We start from the raw sequence: 15,296 nt of genomic DNA, 5'->3' as shown, positions 1-15,296 counted from the left end.
GTCCACGACGACGACGGGGAGTGCGGAGATGGCGGAACACACACGGCGTACGGTGCTGCGCGGGGCGGCGGGCATCGCGGTGGCGGGCGCGCTGACGGGAGCGGGGAGCCGTCCGGCGGCGGCAGCACCGGATCCGGCGGATCGCCGGTATCCCTTCCTGGAGGGCGCGTTCGCCCCGGTCACCGAGGAACTGACGGCCTTCGACCTGCCGGTCACCGGCCGTGTCCCGGACGACCTGAACGGCCGTTACCTGCGCAACGGCCCCAACGTGCTCGGTCTGGAGGATCCGCGCGCCCACCACTGGATGCTGGGCGCGGGCATGGTGCACGGGGTACGGCTGCGCGACGGCCGCGCCGAGTGGTACCGCAACCGCTGGGTGCGGTCCGCACAGGTGACGGCGGAGCTCGGCGAGACGTACCCGGGGCCGGTCCCGCCGGACGACTTCGCCTGCAACACCCACGTCATCCCCTACCGGGGGCGGATCCTCGCGCTCCAGGAGAGCGGCCCGCTGCCGTACGAACTCGACGGCGAACTCAACACCGTGGGCGCCTACGACTTCCGGGGCTCCCTGGAGGGCGCGTTCACCGCGCACACCAAGTACGACGCGCACGCGGACGAGTTGCACGCGATCGCCTACTACCCGACCTGGGACCACGTCCGGCACCTGGTCGTGGGCCCGGCCGGCCGGCTCGCCCGCACCACCCGGATCCCGGTCGAGGACGCGCCGATGATGCACGACTTCGCGCTCACCGAGAAGCACGTGGTCGTCTTCGACGTCCCGGTCACCTTCGACGCGGCGGCCGCCGGGGCGGGCGCGCCGGTGCCGTACGTCTGGAACCGTGAGCACCCGGCGCGGGTTGGCGTGCTGCCCCGGTCCGGGGGCGCCGTCCGGTGGTTCGGCGTGGACCCGGTCTTCTACTCGCACACCCTCAACGCGTACGACGAGGGCGGGTCCGTGGTGATCGACCTGACGACCTATCCGGCACCGTTCGACGTCGCGGGCCGCACCACCGACGGACCGCACGCGGTGGGCACCGCCAGGCTGGAGCGCTGGACCGTCGACCTGCACCGCGGACAGGTCCGCAGGCGCACGCTCGACGACCGGCCGCAGGAATTCCCGCGCGTCAACGAGGAGCTGGTGTCCCGCAGGCACCGCTACGGCTACTCGGCGGCGGCCGCCGAGATGTCCGTCGCCTATCTGGCCGGCGACGGCAACCCACCGGACCGTGCCTTCTCCGACGCCCTCTTCAAGCACGACCTCGCGCGCGGCACGGCCGAGGTGCACCGGCTGCCGAGGGGCGCGGCGGCGGGCGAGGCGGTGTTCGTGCCGGGCGGACACGGACGGCGGGAGGACGACGGGTACGCGATCGCCTACGTCCACAATCCGGACCGGGGCGCCGCCGACCTGCTGATCCTCGCCGCGCAGGACTTCACCGGCGAGCCGCTGGCCCGGGTGCACCTGCCGGGCCGGGTACCGCTGGGCTTTCACGGAAGCTGGATTCCGGACGCATGACGACCGGCGATGCGCGATCGTGGTCGCATGCATGCAAGGGACATCCTCATCGACGGCTTCGGCCGCATCCAGGAAGAAGTCCATGCCGCCCTCGACGGCGCCGACCCCGACCTGCTCAACAGGCTCCCCGCACCCGACGCCAACTCCATCACCTGGCTGGTCTGGCACCTCACCCGGATCCAGGACGACCACATCGCCGGCGCCTTCGACCTCGACCAGGTGTGGCCGGCCCAGGGCTGGGAGAAGCGTTTCGGCCTCGGCCTGCCGCCCGGTGACCACGGGTACGGCCATACGCCCGCCGACGTCGCGAAGGTCACGGTGGACTCCGCCGACCTGCTGACCGGCTACTACGACGCGGTGCACGAGCAGACCCTGGGGGTGCTGCGCGAGCTCCCGGCCAAGGACCTGGAACGGATCGTGGACACCCGCTTCGATCCGCCGGTCACGCTGGGCGTGCGGCTGGTGAGCGTCCTGTCCGACGACCTTCAGCACGTCGGACAGGCCGCCTATCTGCGGGGGCTGCTTCAGAGCACGGAGGCGTAACCCGGCAGGACGACGTCCTCGATGAGGGCCCTGCGCTCGTCGAACGGGATGAACGCGCTCTTGAGGGCGTTCACCGTGACCGTGCGCAGGTCCTCGACGGTCCAGCCCGCCTCCTCGACCAGCAGCGACATCTCCCGGGTCATCGTCGTCCCCGAGACCAGCCGGTTGTCGGTGTTGAGGGTGACCCGGAAGCCCAGCTCCTTCAGCACGGTGATCGGGTGCTCGGCGATGGAGGTGGCGCAGCCGGTCTGGAGGTTGGAGGTGGGGCACATCTCCAGGGCGATCCGGCGGTCGCGCACCCAGCCGGCGAGGCGGCCGAGCTTGCCGTCCACGATGTCCTCGGTGATGCGCACGCCGTGCCCGATGCGCTGGGCACCGCACGCCTGGACCGCCTGGTGGATGCTGGGCAGACCGAAGGCCTCACCGGCGTGGATGGTGAAGGGCACGCTCTCGTCGCGCAGGTACCGGAAGGCGTCCAGGTGGTCGGCGGCCGGGAAGCCGGCCTCGGCACCGGCGATGTCGAAGCCGACGACACCGGCGTCCCGGTAGGCGACGGCCGCTTCGGCGGCCTCGCGGACCCGGTCGAACATCCGCATCCCGCAGAGCAGGGTGCCGACGCGGACGGGCGCACCGGCTGCGGCGGCCTTGGCCATACCGGCGGCGAGCCCCTCCTGCACGCTCTCGACCACCTCGTTCAGCGTGAGCCCGCCCGTGACGTTCAGCTCCGGCGCGTAGCGCACCTCGCCGTAGACGACACCGTCGGCGGCCAGGTCCAGGACGTACTCCTCGGCGACCCGGCGCAGCCCCTCCTTGGTCTGCAGGACGGCGAGGGTGTGCTCGAAGGTGGCTATGTAGCGGACCAGGTCGCCGGAGTTGGCGGCCTCGAAGTACCAGGCGGCCAGCTCGTCGGGGTCGGTGGCGGGCAGGGTGTGACCGACCTCGGCCGCGAGCTCGACGAGGGTGGCGGGGCGCAGGCCGCCGTCGAGGTGGTCGTGCAGGACGGCCTTGGGGAGGCGACGGATCACATCTGTGTCTACGCGCGTAGCAGTCATGGTGGAGCTGTCCTCGGCAGGTGGTTCGGAGTGGTCGGTCAGGCGGCGGGCTGGAGCAGGTCCCAGCGGTTTCCGTAGAGGTCCTCGAAGACGGCGACGCTGCCGTACGGCTCGTGCCGCGGCTCCTCCAGGAAGGTCACGCCGGCGGCGGTCATCCGGGCGTGGTCGCGGGCGAAGTCGTCGGTGTGCAGGAAGAAGCCGACCCGGCCGCCCGTCTGGTCGCCGACGCGGGCGCGCTGGTCCTCGTCCTTGGCGCGGGCGAGCAGCAGCCCGGTGCCGTCCCCCGCCGCGCCGGGCGCCACGACGACCCAGCGGGAGCCGTCCGGCCGGGGCGTGTCCTCGACGAGCCGGAAGCCGAGGGCCTCGGTGTAGAAGCGGATGGCCTCGTCGTAGTCGCCGACGACAAGGGTGACCAGGGCGACGCGTCGCATGGGGGCCTTTCGGTGGAGCGTTTAGCGGGAGAGGTTATACGTAAAACTCGCGGGATGCCAGTCACCTTTTCCGAGGGTGACCGAGGGGGGACCGAAGCGCTCCTTTCGGGGCGCCGGGGGTACCCCCGGCCCTCGGCCGGGGAGAGGAACTGCGCGACCAGCGGCAACCGACCCGCAGGCCAGGACCGGCCGCCCCCTACTCCGCCTCTCCCTGCGCGACCTCCACCCGATGATGGAAATCGACCACTCCGGTCGCCGAGGCGACGCACGACAACCCGGCGCAGGCCACCAGCAGCACCGCGACCCATCCGCCGGCCCGCCGCCGCCCCCGCGGCGCCAGCAGCGCCTCGACCCGCTGCGGCACCGGCCCGGACGCGGCGCCCGACACGAACGCCGGCCGCTCGACGACGGCGCCCTGCCCCGCCAGCGCGGCGCGGGCGATCGCGCGGGCGGTCAGCCGGCGGTCCCCGACCGCGCCCGCCGCGGCCTCGTCGGCGGCCCGCTCCACGGCCAGCCGGACGACGGACCGGACCCGCCGCAGCGCCGGGTGGCAGTGCGCGGCGAGCTCCGCCGCGGCGAGGAAGAAGTGGTGGCCGCCGGTGTTGTGCGCCCGTTCGTGGGCGAACAGTGCCTCCCGCTCGGCTCCGTCGAGGCTGCGCAGCATTCCGGTGGTGACGACGATCCGGTGCGGACGTCCGGGCAGCGCGTACGCGTCCGGGCACGGCGAGTCGACCACGCACAGGTCGCCCGCGGCAGGCAGGCGCCCCGCCTCCGTGCGGGCCGCGCGGAAGGCGCGCGCCTGCCGGAGCGCCGACCGCGCGAGGGTCCAGGCACACCCGGCGAGGCCGCCGGCCGAGAGGGCCGCGAGCGGCAGCACGAACCGGTCGGAGGCGGTGTGCAGGGGCCGGACCAGCTCACCGAGCGCGGCGAAGAACGGCAGCCTGAGGAGTCCGGCGAGGAAGAACGCGCCGAGGGCGGCCAGGCAGCAGGCCGCGAGGGCCACGGCCGAGGCGGTGATCACCCACAGCGCGGTGCCGGGCGCCAGCCGGTCCAGGGCCCGCCGCGACAGGGCCGGCAGCGCGAACGGCACCAGCAGGGGCAGGAGCAGCAGCGCGGTCATGACGGAGCGGCTTGTTCGCCGGATTCGAGCAGGGTCCGCAGCACGCGCTCGTCGTCGGGGCTCAGCTGGGCGACGAACCGGGCGAGCACGGTCTCCCGGTCGCTGTCCCGGTCGAGTTCGGTGTGCATCCGCTTCGCGGTGAGGCCCTGCGCGTCCTGGACGGGGACGTAGGCGTAGCCGCGCCCCTGGCGGTGCCGTTCGACCACGCCCTTGTCGTGCAGCCGGGTCAGGATCGTGGTCACCGTCGTGCGGGCCAGGTCGGTGGCGAGGCTCCGCTGCACCTGTCCGGGGGTCTGGGGCGCCCCCGCGGCCCACAGAGCCGCCATGACACTCGCCTCCAGTTCGCCGGCGGGCCGGCGTTCGTCCTTCCCGTCGGCCATGGAAGGTCCCTCACCCCTCACTCGTCCTCGGCCAGCAGACCGTCTACGGCAGTGTAGTCAGCCCGGCGGCGGCCGGTACCCGTGAACCCATTATGCGAAGCCCCTCGCGGGAGAGGTTCCGTCACCGGCCGGGTGATCGCGGAGCAGGCCGGGCACGGGGAGCACGAGCTGCGCGGCGGCAGCCGGTGCGGGACGGGGTGCGGGCGCTCCGAGCCGGCGGGTCAGCCCGCCTTGGCGTGCACGGCGTTCAGCCGGGTCAGCTCGTCCTCGGTGAGCCGGACGGCGCCGGCCGCCACGTTCTCGGCCAGGTGGTCCGGGTTTCCGGTGCCGGGGATGGCGAGCACGTGCGGGCCCTGGTGCAGGGTCCAGGCGAGGCGGATCTGGGCGGGGGTGGCGTCGTGGGCGCGGGCGACGGCGAGGACCTCGTCGTCGTGGCTCTCGGTGGCGCCGAGCGCCCCGGCGTCTCCGGCCACGGCGAAGAACGGCACGAAGGCGATGCCCCGCTCGCCGCAGACGCGCACGACCTCCTCGGTGGCCGGGTTCGCCGCGTCGAGCCCCCAGCGGTTCTGCACGCACACCACGGGGGCGATGGCCAGCGCCTCGTCGAGATGGCGCGGTTCGACGTCGGAGACGCCGAGGTGCCGGATCAGCCCGGCCTCGCGCAGTTCGGCGAGGGCGCCGAAGTGCTCGGCGATCGACTCCTGGCGCATCCGGCGGAGGTTGACGACGTCGAGGTGGTCGCGGCCGAGCTGGCGCAGGTTCTCCTCGACGTGCCCGCGCAGCTGGTCGGGGCGGGCGGAGGTGGCCCACTCCCCGGAGTAGTCGCGGTAGGGGCCGACCTTGGTGACGATGACCAGGTCGTCGGGGTACGGGGAGAGGGCGGTGTTGATGAGTTCGTTGGCGGAGCGCAGGGCGGAGAAGTAGAAGGCGGCCGTGTCGATGTGGTTCACGCCGAGTTCGACGGCCTTGCGCAGGACGGCGATCGAGCGGTCGCGGTCGCTCGGGGCGCCGTGGTGGAAGGCGGCACTGCCCGTCAGCCGCATCGCGCCGAAGCCGAGGCGGTGGACGGGCAGGTCGCCGAGTCGCCAGGTGCCGGAGGCGTCCGCGGTGATCGTTTCGGAGGTCATCGACGGAGTCTGGCACACGAACCTGACGGTGCTCCTGACGGCGGGGTCAGCAGTAGAGGTTGCCGCCGGCCGGGACGCCGAGGATCTGGGTGAACTTCTGGTAGGCGCTGACCCGGCTCTGCACCTGCGCCGGGTTCTTGCCGTCGCACTCCAGGGAGCCGTTGATGGAGCGGATGGTCTGGCCGAAGCCGGCACCGTTGACCATGGCGTTGTGGCCGGTCATGGTGCCGGGGCCCTTCTGGGTGTTCCAGTACCACAGCCCGGTCTTCCAGGCGACGGCCGAGTTGTTCTGGACCTGCCAGGGGTTGTTGAGGAGGTCGATGCCGAGCGCGTCACCCGCGGCCTTGTAGTTGAAGTTCCAGCTGAGCTGGATGGGGCCGCGCCCGTAGTAGGCGGACTGGCCCGCGGGGCAGCCGTACGACTGGCTCCTGTCGCAGTAGTGCGAGTAGTTGGCGGTGTTCTGCTCGACGATGTAGACGAGTCCGCCGGTCTCGTGGCTGACGTTGGCGAGGAAGGCGGCCGCCTCCTGCTTCTTGACGGTGTCGCTGCCGGTGTTGGCGAAGGCCGGGTAGGCACTGAGGGCGGCGGTGAGGCCGCTGTAGCTGTAGAACGAATTCCGGCTCGGGAACATCTGGTTGAACTGGGCCTCGCTGACGACGAAGCCGGCGGCGGAGGCCGAGGGGGCCGCCTGGAGCACCAGGGCGGAGCCGCCTATGGCCAGTGAGGTCAGGAGTGCAGCGATACGTCGCCTCGACACGGATCAACTCCTTTGCGGAGCACGGCCGCGCCCCTCGAAGGGGGTGCGGCCGCGGTGGGGGGTGTGAGGCACACTCAACTGCCTTGGTCTGTACCAGTCAAGGGTGTAGACCAGTCAACCGGCGCCGTCGTGCACGGAGTCACGGCAGCGGCCGGGCCCGGCCGCTGCGGTGCGGTCGGGCCCGGAGGGTGGTGGAGAGTCAGCGCAGGGGCTTGGCGAGGACCGCCTTGCGGTGGCTGAACGTCTCGATGGAGTAGCGGCCGTGGTAGCTGCCCATGCCGCTCTCCCCCACCCCGCCGAACGGCAGGTCGGAGACGGTGAGATGGGCGAGCGGCAGGCCGTGGCCGAGGGCGCCGGAGGACGTCTCGGCGGCGATCCGCTGCCGGGTGGCGTCGGACTCACTGAACACGTAGAGCGCGAGGGGCTTGTCGCGGTCGTTGACGAACCCGATCGCGCTGTCGAGGTCCGGGACGGTCACGATGGGCAGGATCGGGCCGAAGATCTCCTCCTGCATCACGGGGGAGTCCGGGTCGACGTCGGCGAGCACGGTGGGCGCGATGTACCTGGCGGCCCGGTCGGTGCCGCCGCCGACCGCCACCCGGCCCGAGCCGAGCAGTGCGCTGAGCCGGTCGAAGTGACGCTCGTTGACGATCCGGCCGTACTCGCCGGACTCCTTGGGCTCGCTGCCGAACAGGCCCCGGACGGCCTCGGCGAGGGCGGGCTCCAGAGCCGCGGCCGTCTCGGGGTCGGTCAGGACGTAGTCGGGGGCCACGCAGGTCTGCCCGGCGTTGAGGAACTTGCCGCGCGCCAGCCGCTGCGCGACCACGGTGAGGTCGGTGCCGCGGTCGACGAACGCCGGGGACTTGCCGCCGAGTTCGAGGGCCACCGGGGTGAGGTGCTCGGCGGCGGCGCGCATGACGACACGGCCGACCATGCCGTTGCCGGTGTAGAAGATGTGGTCGAAGCGCTCGGCGAGCAGCGCCGTGGTCTCGGGGATGCCGCCCTCGACGACGGCGACCGCCTCGGTGTCGAGGTAGGCCGGGAGCAGCCGGGCCAGGGTGGCCGAGGTCGCTGGGGCGAGTTCGCTGGGCTTGGCGACGACCGCGTTGCCGGCGGCGAGGGCGCCGGCCACGGGGGCCAGGAGCAGCTGGGCCGGGTAGTTCCACGGGGCGATGACGAGGACGACGCCGAGCGGGTCGAACTGCGTCCAGGCGGTCGCGTCGTCGCCGAGGTGCTCGGGGACCGGCGCGGACTCGGGGCGCAGCCACTCCGCCAGGTGGTCGAGGGTGTGGTCGATCTCCCGGACGGTGAAGTCGATCTCCGAGCCGTAGGCCTCGCGCGTGCTCTTGCCCAGGTCCGCGTGGAGGGCCGCGGCGATCTCGTCGCCGCGCTCCGTGAGCATGGCGCGCAGCCGGCGGAGCCGGCCGGTGCGCCACTCGAGGGGCCTGGTGCGGCCGGTGCGGAACGTGGCGCGCAGCCGGGCCACGATCTCGGCGGGCTGCTCGGGGGTGGGCTGGTTCACGGATGCCTCGCTGGTGGTGCGCATGGGCCTCGGGGCCCGGCTACGGTCTCGAACGGTCAGATGTACTCTGCAACCATTCATGCTCCGAAGTAAATTCCGGCGCCCCGAAACTACTGCTCTTGACAAAGGTCACACCTGGTCAGCCGGTGAGTCCGTCCCGCCGCCGTGCGAGGTGTGCCCGTTCGGGCAGGCTGCCGGTGAGCGCGATGGCCGCGTCGTACTCCGCCACCGCCTCGCGGCCCCGGCCGAGCCGGCGCAACAGGTCGGCGCGGACGGCGTGCAGCACGTGGTATCCGGGCAGGTCGAGGGCGTCGACCTGCTCCAGCGCCGCGCCGGGCCCCTGGACCTCGGCCACCGCGACCGCCCGGTTCAGGGCCACCACCGGACTCGGGGCGATGGCCATGAGCTGGTCGTACAGGGCCAGGATCTGACGCCAGTCGGTGGCGCCTGCGCTCGGCGCGTCGCTGTGCACGGCGTTGATCGCGGCCTGGATCTGGTACGGCCCGGGTCGGTTGCGCCGCAGGCAGCGCCGGACGAGGTCCTGACCCTCCGCGATCAGCTGCCGGTCCCAGCGCCCGCGGTCCTGCTCGGGCAGCGGCACCAGTTCTCCGGCCGCCGGCTCCCGGGCGGGCCGCCGGGCCTCCACGAGCAGCATGAGCCCGAGGAGTCCGGCCACCTCCGGCTCGTCCGGCATCAGTCCGTGCAGCAGCCGGCCCAGGCGTACGGCTTCGGCGCACAGCGCGGGATCGCCGCCGTAGCCCTCGTTGAAGACGAGGTAGACGACGGCCAGCACCCCGTTCAGCCGGTCGGGGAGGTCGGCGTCCTTCGGCACCCGGTAGGGGATGCCCGCGTCGCGGATCTTGGCCTTGGCGCGCACCACGCGCTGGGCGAGGGTGGGCTCGGGGACCAGGAAGGCGCGGGCGATCCGGGCCGTGCTGAGACCGCAGAGCAGGCGCAGGGTCAGGGCCACCCGGGACTGGAGGGCGAGGGCGGGGTGGCAGCAGGTGAAGATCAGCCGGAGCCGTTCGTCGCGCACGGGGCCCTCCTCGGCCGGTGCGTCGGGCGCGTGCAGGCGGGCGGCCTCGGCGTGCCGGGCGGCCCGGGAGGACTCGCGGCGCAGCCGGTCGATCGCACGGTTGCGGGCGGTGGTGATGATCCAGCCGGCCGGGCTCGGCGGCACCCCGGTGCGCGGCCAGCTGTCCAGCGCGGTGGTGAAGGCGTCCTGGACCGCCTCCTCGGCGAGGTCGATGTCGCCGAGGAAGCGGACCAGAACCGAGACCGCGCGCCCGTACTCGGTACGGAACACGGCCTCGACGTCGGCGGGCTCCGCCATCAGTGCTGGTCCACGAAGGGCCGTACCTCGATGGGGAGGGTGGTGGCGAGAGCGGCCCTGCGGCCCCACTCCAGGGCGGCGTCGAGATCCTCGGCGCGGATCAGGCAGAGGCCGCCCAGGTACTCCTTGCCCTCGGCGTACGGCCCGTCGGTGATCAGGACGTCCCCGCCCTCGGGCCGCAGCATCGTGGCCGTCTCCGGACCGTGCAGCCCGCCCGCGAAGACCCAGGCGCCGGCCGCGCGCAGTTCGTCGTTGAAGGCCTCGACGTCGCGCATGATCGCGGCGAGCGCGTCGGGGGAGGGCGGGGTGGCGTCGGCCGGCTGGACCACGCTCAGCAGGTAGTGCTTCATGACCTTCTCCTCGGTCGTCGTGCGGTGTTCCGCGGGGTGTGTTCGCCTTCTACACGAACGGCAGGCCGCCGGATCGACACCGCGCACCGCGGAACCGAGGGAATCTTCTCCCTGGCCGTCGCCGCGCATCCGCTCGTCGCCCGCGCCCGGGAACTCGCCGACGGCCTCCGCTCCCCCGCCGCCGAGCGCGTCGGCCAGGAGGGCGTCCCCGCGCGCCACATCGGACCAGCCCGCACGCGTGTTGCGCATCGCACAATGCGGTGCGCCAAATAGAACGCGACCTCTTGACCCGTCACCCTCCTTGGCTGGACGATGTTGCGCATCACTCATGTCGTTGCGCGATGCGCATCAGGAGGGTGTCATGTCTCCTCGCCCGCAGCCCGGCCGCGAGTTCGTCCTCACCCTGTCCTGTCCCGACCGGGCCGGTCTGGTCCACGCCGTCACCGGGTTCCTGGTCGGCCACGGCGGCAACATCCTGGAGAGCCAGCAGTTCGACGACCGGCTGCAGGACCGCTTCTTCATGCGGGTGCACTTCGACGTCCCGGACGAGGCCGTCTCCCTGGAGGCGCTGCGCACCGGCTTCGTCGCGGTCGCCGAGGAGCACCGCATCACCTGGCGGCTGACCGACGCGTCGACCCCGACCCGCACCCTCATCATGGTGTCGAAGTTCGGCCACTGCCTGAACGACCTGCTGTTCCGCAGGTCCACGGGCGCCCTCAACATCGAGATCCCGGCGATCGTCTCCAACCACCGCGACTTCGAGCCACTGGCCCGGACCTACGGCATCCCCTTCCACCACATCCCGGTGACACCCGACACCAAGGCGGAGGCCGAGGCCCGGCTGCTGCGGCTCGTCGGCGAGCTGGACGTCGACCTGGTGGTGCTCGCCCGCTACATGCAGGTCCTCTCCGACGACCTGTGCAAGCAGTTGGACGGCCGGGCGATCAACATCCACCACTCCTTCCTGCCGAGCTTCAAGGGGGCCAGGCCCTACGTCCAGGCGCACCGGCGCGGCGTCAAGCTGGTGGGCGCCACCGCGCACTACGTGACACCCGACCTGGACGAGGGCCCGATCATCGAGCAGGACGTCGTCCGGGTGAGCCATGCGCACGCCCCGGACGAGCTGGTCGCACTCGGCCGTGACGTGGAGGCCCAGGTGCTCGCCCGAGCCGTGCGCTGGCACAGCGAGAGCCGGGTCCTGGTCAACGGCCGCTGCACGGTGGTCTTCCGCTGACACCGGCCACCGGGAGCGGGCCGCCACCCGGAAGGTGACGGCCCGCTCCCGGTGCTGCCTCACGCGTGTTCGACGGCCGCGTCCAGCAGCCAGTCCGCCAGGTAGCCGGCGAAGGAGGAGCGCACCAGGACCCAGAAGCCCGCCCTGGCCTCGTCCCGTGCGACCAGGACCACCTGGGTGCGGGCCAGCGTGGTCTGGGCGCAGCGGCCGGGCCCGAAGGCGCGGGGGTGCAGGTCCAGGGCGCAGCCGTGGGCGAGCAGGTCGCGGGCGCGCGGGCCGCCGACGAGGAGGGTGGTGCGCTGGGCGGAGACGTCCGTGACGGAAACGGCGCCCGGAGCGTCCCCGGCGGCCGTGCGGATCCGGCCCTCCAGGTCCCGCTCGGTGCCCGGCCGGCCCACCACCAGCCATTCGTCGGGGCCGAGCCAGACCGCGGTCACCTCCCCCGCGTGCACCACGGTGTCGGGTTCCAGGGGCAGCTGCAGTCCCAGGACCAGTCCGACGGCGCCCGCCGCCGGGCTCTTGGCGTCGAGGCGGATGTTCACCTGGGCCAGGAAGGGGAGTTCGGCGAGGCGGAGCGCGCCCTTGGAGGAACGGGTCACCGCGGCCAGGCGGGGTGCGGCGTCGGCCAGGGGGCTGCGCCGGGATGCGGTCGGGGCGATGTCAGCCATCGCGGCGGGCTCCCTCGGGGTCGTAGAGGACGGGGCTTGCGACGGTCACCGGCAGGAGCTGTCCGCCGACGGGGGCGTAGAGGCGTTCTCCGATGCGGTCCCGGCCGCCCTTGACCAGGGCGAGGGCGAAGGTCCGGCCGAGCGCGGCGCTGCGGTAGCTGGAGGTGACATGGCCGAGCATCGGCACGGGCGGGGCCGGCAGTTCGCTGTCGGCGACCAGCTGCGTGCCCTCCGGGAGGAAGGCGGCGGGGTCGTCGGTGAGCAGGGCGACGAGATGCTTGCGGTCGGGGCGGACGGTGTCGGCACGCGCGTAGGAGCGCTTGCCGATGAAGTCGGGCTTCTTCTTCGAGACCGCCCAGCCCATGCCGAGGTCCTGCGGGGTGACGGTGCCGTCGGTGTCCTGGCCGACGATCGGGTACCCCTTCTCGGCGCGCAGTACGTGCATGGTCTCGGTGCCGTACGGGGTGATGCCGTACGGGGCGCCCGCCTCCATCAGCGCCTCCCAGAGCGCGACCGCCTGCCACGGCGACACGTTGATCTCGTAGGCGAGTTCGCCGGAGAAGCTGATCCGGCACACGCGGGCGTCGATGCCGGCGACTGAGGTCTCCCGCCAGGCCATGAACGGGAAGTCGTCGTTGGACACGGCCAGTTCGGGCGCGAGCGAGCCGAGGACCGCGCGGGAGTCGGGGCCGACCAGGGCGACGGTCGCCCAGTGCTCGGTGACCGAGGTGCAGTGCACCCGCAGGTCGGGCCACTCGGTCTGCAGCCACTCCTCCATCCAGTCCAGGACGGCCGCCGCGTTGCCGGTCGTGGTGGTGACCAGGAACCGGTCGGGGGCGAGCCGGATGACCGTGCCGTCGTCGAAGACCATCCCGTCCGGGCGGCACATCACGCCGTAGCGGATCATGCCGACCTTCAGAGTGCTCATCATGTTCGTGTAGAGCAGGTCCAGGAAGCGCGCGGCATCCGGGCCCTGCACGTCGATCTTGCCGAGCGTGGAGGCGTCCATGAAGGCCACACCCTCGCGGGCGGCACGGCACTCGCGGAGCACCGCGGCCGCCATGTCCTCGCCGTCCCGCGGGTAGTACCAGGGCCGCTTCCACTGCCCGACGTTCTCGAACAGCGCGCCGTGTTCGACGTGCAGGCCGTGCAGCGCGGTGGTGCGCACCGGGTCGTGCAGCGCACCCCGGTCGCGCCCGGCGAGGGCGGCGAAGGAGACAGGGGTGTACGGCGGCCGGAAGGTCGGCAGGCCGAGCGCCGAGACGTCCACGCCGAGGAGTTCGGCGACGACACCGCTCGCCAGGAGGCCGCCGGTCTTGCCCTGGTCGTTGGCGGTGCCGGCCGTGGTGTAGCGCTTGGTGTGCTCCACCGAACGCAGGCCAGCGCCGGTCGCGCGGGTCAGGTCGGCCACCGTGACGTCGCGTTGGAGGTCGACGAAGCGGGGGCCCTCGCCGGGAACGGTGAAGACCGGCATGGGCGGGGTGTACGGCTGTGCGGCGACGGCGGGGAGGGCGGGCATCTCGGCGGTGTAGCCCTCAGCCGCCACGGCGCGGGTGCCGGCGGCCGTGCCCTGCACGAGGGCCGTGGCGAGGTCGAACGCCCCGTTCGCGGCGCCCGCGACCGCCACCGCCTGGCGGCAGCCGTCGGGCACGAACGTGCCGAGCGCCTCGTCGTGCCGGAGCCGGCCGCCCGCCTGGCTGAACAGGTGCGCGACCGGGTTCCAGCCGCCGGAGACGAGGAGGAGGTCGGCGGCGAACTCGCGTCGGGGGACCGTGCCTTCGCAGGGGGCGACCGTGACGGCGGTGAGCCGCTCCGCGCCTTCCGTGCCGGTGACCGCGTGGCCGGCCAGTACCTCGATGCCCGCGGACCGGGCGCGGGCGGCCCACTCCCCCGGTTCGGGGCGCGTGTCGACGATCGCCGCGAGGGTCACACCGGCCGCGGCGAGGTCGAGGGCGGCGGCGTAGGCGGTGTCGTTGGTGGTGAACACGACGGCCCGGCGGCCGGGCAGCACGGCGTAGCGGTGCAGGTAGGTGCGGGCCGAGGCGGCCAGCATCACGCCGGGGCGGTCGTTGTCGCCGAAGGCGACGGAGCGTTCGTGGGCGCCGGTGGCGAGGACGACGTGCCGGGCGCGGATCCGCCAGACGCGTTCGCGGGAGACGTGCGGTGGGGCGTCTGCGCCGAGGTGCTGGGTGCGGCGCTCCACGGCGAGGAGGTGGTTGTCGTCGTAATGGCCGAAGACGGTGGTGCGGGGCAGGAACCGTGTCTCGGGGGCGGCTTCGAGGCGGGCGCGGGTCGCGGCGACCCAGTCGAGGTGCTCGCCGGTGCCGAGCAGGCTGCCGCCGGGTTCCGGCTGGTCGTCGGCGAGGATGACACGGGCGCCGGTGGTGGCTGCGGCCGCTGCCGCCGCGAGGCCGGCCGGGCCGGCGCCGACGATCAGCAGGTCGCAGTGGGCGTGTACGGCGTCGTAGCGGGCCGGGTCGGGGGTGGTGGCGAGGCGGCCCTGGCCGGGGAGGCTGCTCGCCACCAGGCCGTCGTGGAGTTCGACGGTGGTGGCGGGGAGCATGGGCTCGGGGAACGGGGCCTCGATCTGGACGACCGCGTTGGGTTCTTCGGCGCCGGCGGAGAAGATGCCGCGGGGGCGGCCGAGCCTGATGCTGGTGGCGGTCTGGATGACGCCGTTGGCGAGGAGGGCGGAGGCGAGGGTGTCGCCTCGGTAGCCCTGGTACTCGGTGCCGTCGAAAGTGAAGGTGAGGGGGGTGGTGCGGTCGATGCGGCCGCCGGTGGGGGTGCGGTGGGGATGGTCGCCCCCGCCGCCCCTGCCCGTCCCGTCCTGAAGGGGCGCCGCCCCTTCCACCCCGCCGGGGGCTGCGCCCCCGGACCCCCCTTCGGCCTGAACGGCCTCGTCCTCAATCGCCGGACGGGCTGAATACAGCGGCGTCGGCCGAGAAGGCCCCGCCGGACGGGCTGGACCGGGTGGACGGGACTCGACGGTCACGGGCCGCGGCTCGCCCGTCCTGTACACCGTCAGGAACTCGTTGGTCGACGTGTCGCGGACCGCGTTGAACCACCTCCGGCAGCCTGCCGCGTGGCTCCAGCGCTCTGCGAACGGGCCCTTGGGGTTGTCGCGGAAGAACAGGTACCGTGCCCACTCCTCGTCGGTGAGGGCGGCCGGGTTCTCCGGGTACGGCACGTGGGCCTGGCCGCCGTAGTGGAACTCGGCCTCGTCGCGGGGCCCGCACCACGGGCAGGGGATGAGCAGCATGGTG

14 protein-coding genes are annotated in these 15,296 nt (G+C 73.1%); 3 read left to right on the top strand and 11 right to left on the bottom strand.

Annotated features, from left to right (window positions below; all coding sequences use genetic code 11):
• Window positions 1–28 precede the first annotated feature (28 nt).
• Together ACIQVL_RS36675 and ACIQVL_RS36670 are read left to right on the top strand one after the other, a co-directional pair.
• A complete protein-coding gene (locus ACIQVL_RS36675; protein WP_403477493.1) occupies window positions 29–1,513 on the top strand; it encodes a carotenoid oxygenase family protein in 1,485 nt (494 codons plus the stop codon).
• Between the two features lie 27 nt (window positions 1,514–1,540).
• Window positions 1,541–2,056, top strand: a complete 516-nt coding sequence (locus ACIQVL_RS36670; RefSeq protein ID WP_403437543.1) for a DinB family protein — start codon at window positions 1,541–1,543, stop codon at window positions 2,054–2,056.
• Here ACIQVL_RS36670 and ACIQVL_RS36665 read toward each other — a convergent pair.
• The 9 genes from ACIQVL_RS36665 to ACIQVL_RS36625 all read right to left on the bottom strand — a co-directional run bounded on the left by ACIQVL_RS36665 (window position 2,038) and on the right by ACIQVL_RS36625 (window position 10,128).
• Window positions 2,038–3,108 (bottom strand): adenosine deaminase, encoded by a 1,071-nt coding sequence (locus ACIQVL_RS36665; RefSeq protein WP_403437542.1) that lies wholly within the window; start codon window positions 3,106–3,108, stop codon window positions 2,038–2,040. The two genes, ACIQVL_RS36670 and ACIQVL_RS36665, sit on opposite strands and share 19 nt — an antisense overlap.
• 38 nt (window positions 3,109–3,146) lie before the next feature.
• Window positions 3,147–3,539, bottom strand: coding sequence for a VOC family protein (locus tag ACIQVL_RS36660; RefSeq protein WP_403477492.1), 393 nt, complete (start codon window positions 3,537–3,539; stop codon window positions 3,147–3,149).
• A gap of 196 nt (window positions 3,540–3,735) precedes the next feature.
• Window positions 3,736–4,659 carry a M48 family metalloprotease gene (locus ACIQVL_RS36655; protein ID WP_403437538.1) on the bottom strand — a complete coding sequence of 308 codons (924 nt, stop codon included), beginning with the start codon at window positions 4,657–4,659 and terminating at the stop codon, window positions 3,736–3,738.
• Window positions 4,656–5,039: a BlaI/MecI/CopY family transcriptional regulator gene (locus tag ACIQVL_RS36650; protein ID WP_403437536.1), complete on the bottom strand. Its 384-nt coding sequence runs from the start codon at window positions 5,037–5,039 to the stop codon at window positions 4,656–4,658. The genes ACIQVL_RS36655 and ACIQVL_RS36650 overlap by 4 nt, the downstream gene beginning before the upstream one ends.
• A gap of 221 nt (window positions 5,040–5,260) precedes the next feature.
• Window positions 5,261–6,166, bottom strand: a complete 906-nt coding sequence (locus ACIQVL_RS36645; protein WP_403437535.1) for an oxidoreductase — start codon at window positions 6,164–6,166, stop codon at window positions 5,261–5,263.
• Between the two features lie 46 nt (window positions 6,167–6,212).
• Complete coding sequence (locus tag ACIQVL_RS36640; RefSeq protein ID WP_403437533.1) at window positions 6,213–6,923, bottom strand: chitinase; 711 nt, start codon at window positions 6,921–6,923, stop codon at window positions 6,213–6,215.
• A gap of 199 nt (window positions 6,924–7,122) precedes the next feature.
• Window positions 7,123–8,469, bottom strand: a complete 1,347-nt coding sequence (locus ACIQVL_RS36635; protein WP_403437531.1) for an aldehyde dehydrogenase family protein — start codon at window positions 8,467–8,469, stop codon at window positions 7,123–7,125.
• Between the two features lie 115 nt (window positions 8,470–8,584).
• Entirely contained in the window at window positions 8,585–9,778 is a 1,194-nt protein-coding gene (locus tag ACIQVL_RS36630; protein WP_403477491.1) for an RNA polymerase sigma factor, read from the bottom strand.
• A complete protein-coding gene (locus tag ACIQVL_RS36625; protein ID WP_403477531.1) occupies window positions 9,778–10,128 on the bottom strand; it encodes a YciI family protein in 351 nt (116 codons plus the stop codon). Before ACIQVL_RS36625 ends, ACIQVL_RS36630 begins: the two co-directional genes overlap by 1 nt.
• 361 nt (window positions 10,129–10,489) lie before the next feature.
• Here ACIQVL_RS36625 and purU point away from each other — a divergent pair, with 361 nt between their 5' ends.
• Window positions 10,490–11,362, top strand: a complete 873-nt coding sequence (purU, locus tag ACIQVL_RS36620) for a formyltetrahydrofolate deformylase (RefSeq protein WP_403437529.1) — start codon at window positions 10,490–10,492, stop codon at window positions 11,360–11,362.
• 59 nt (window positions 11,363–11,421) lie between these two features.
• Here purU and ACIQVL_RS36615 read toward each other — a convergent pair whose 3' ends face one another.
• Window positions 11,422–12,030, bottom strand: a complete 609-nt coding sequence (locus tag ACIQVL_RS36615; RefSeq protein WP_403477490.1) for a sarcosine oxidase subunit gamma — start codon at window positions 12,028–12,030, stop codon at window positions 11,422–11,424.
• Window positions 12,023–15,292 carry a sarcosine oxidase subunit delta family protein gene (locus tag ACIQVL_RS36610; RefSeq protein ID WP_403477489.1) on the bottom strand — a complete coding sequence of 1,090 codons (3,270 nt, stop codon included), beginning with the start codon at window positions 15,290–15,292 and terminating at the stop codon, window positions 12,023–12,025. The genes ACIQVL_RS36615 and ACIQVL_RS36610 overlap by 8 nt, the downstream gene beginning before the upstream one ends.
• Between the last annotated feature and the right edge of the window lie 4 nt (window positions 15,293–15,296).

The organism is Streptomyces sp. NPDC090499, from assembly GCF_044769305.1.
Classification (GTDB): domain Bacteria; phylum Actinomycetota; class Actinomycetes; order Streptomycetales; family Streptomycetaceae; genus Streptomyces.
This window is presented reverse-complemented; position numbering and strand designations above follow the sequence as displayed.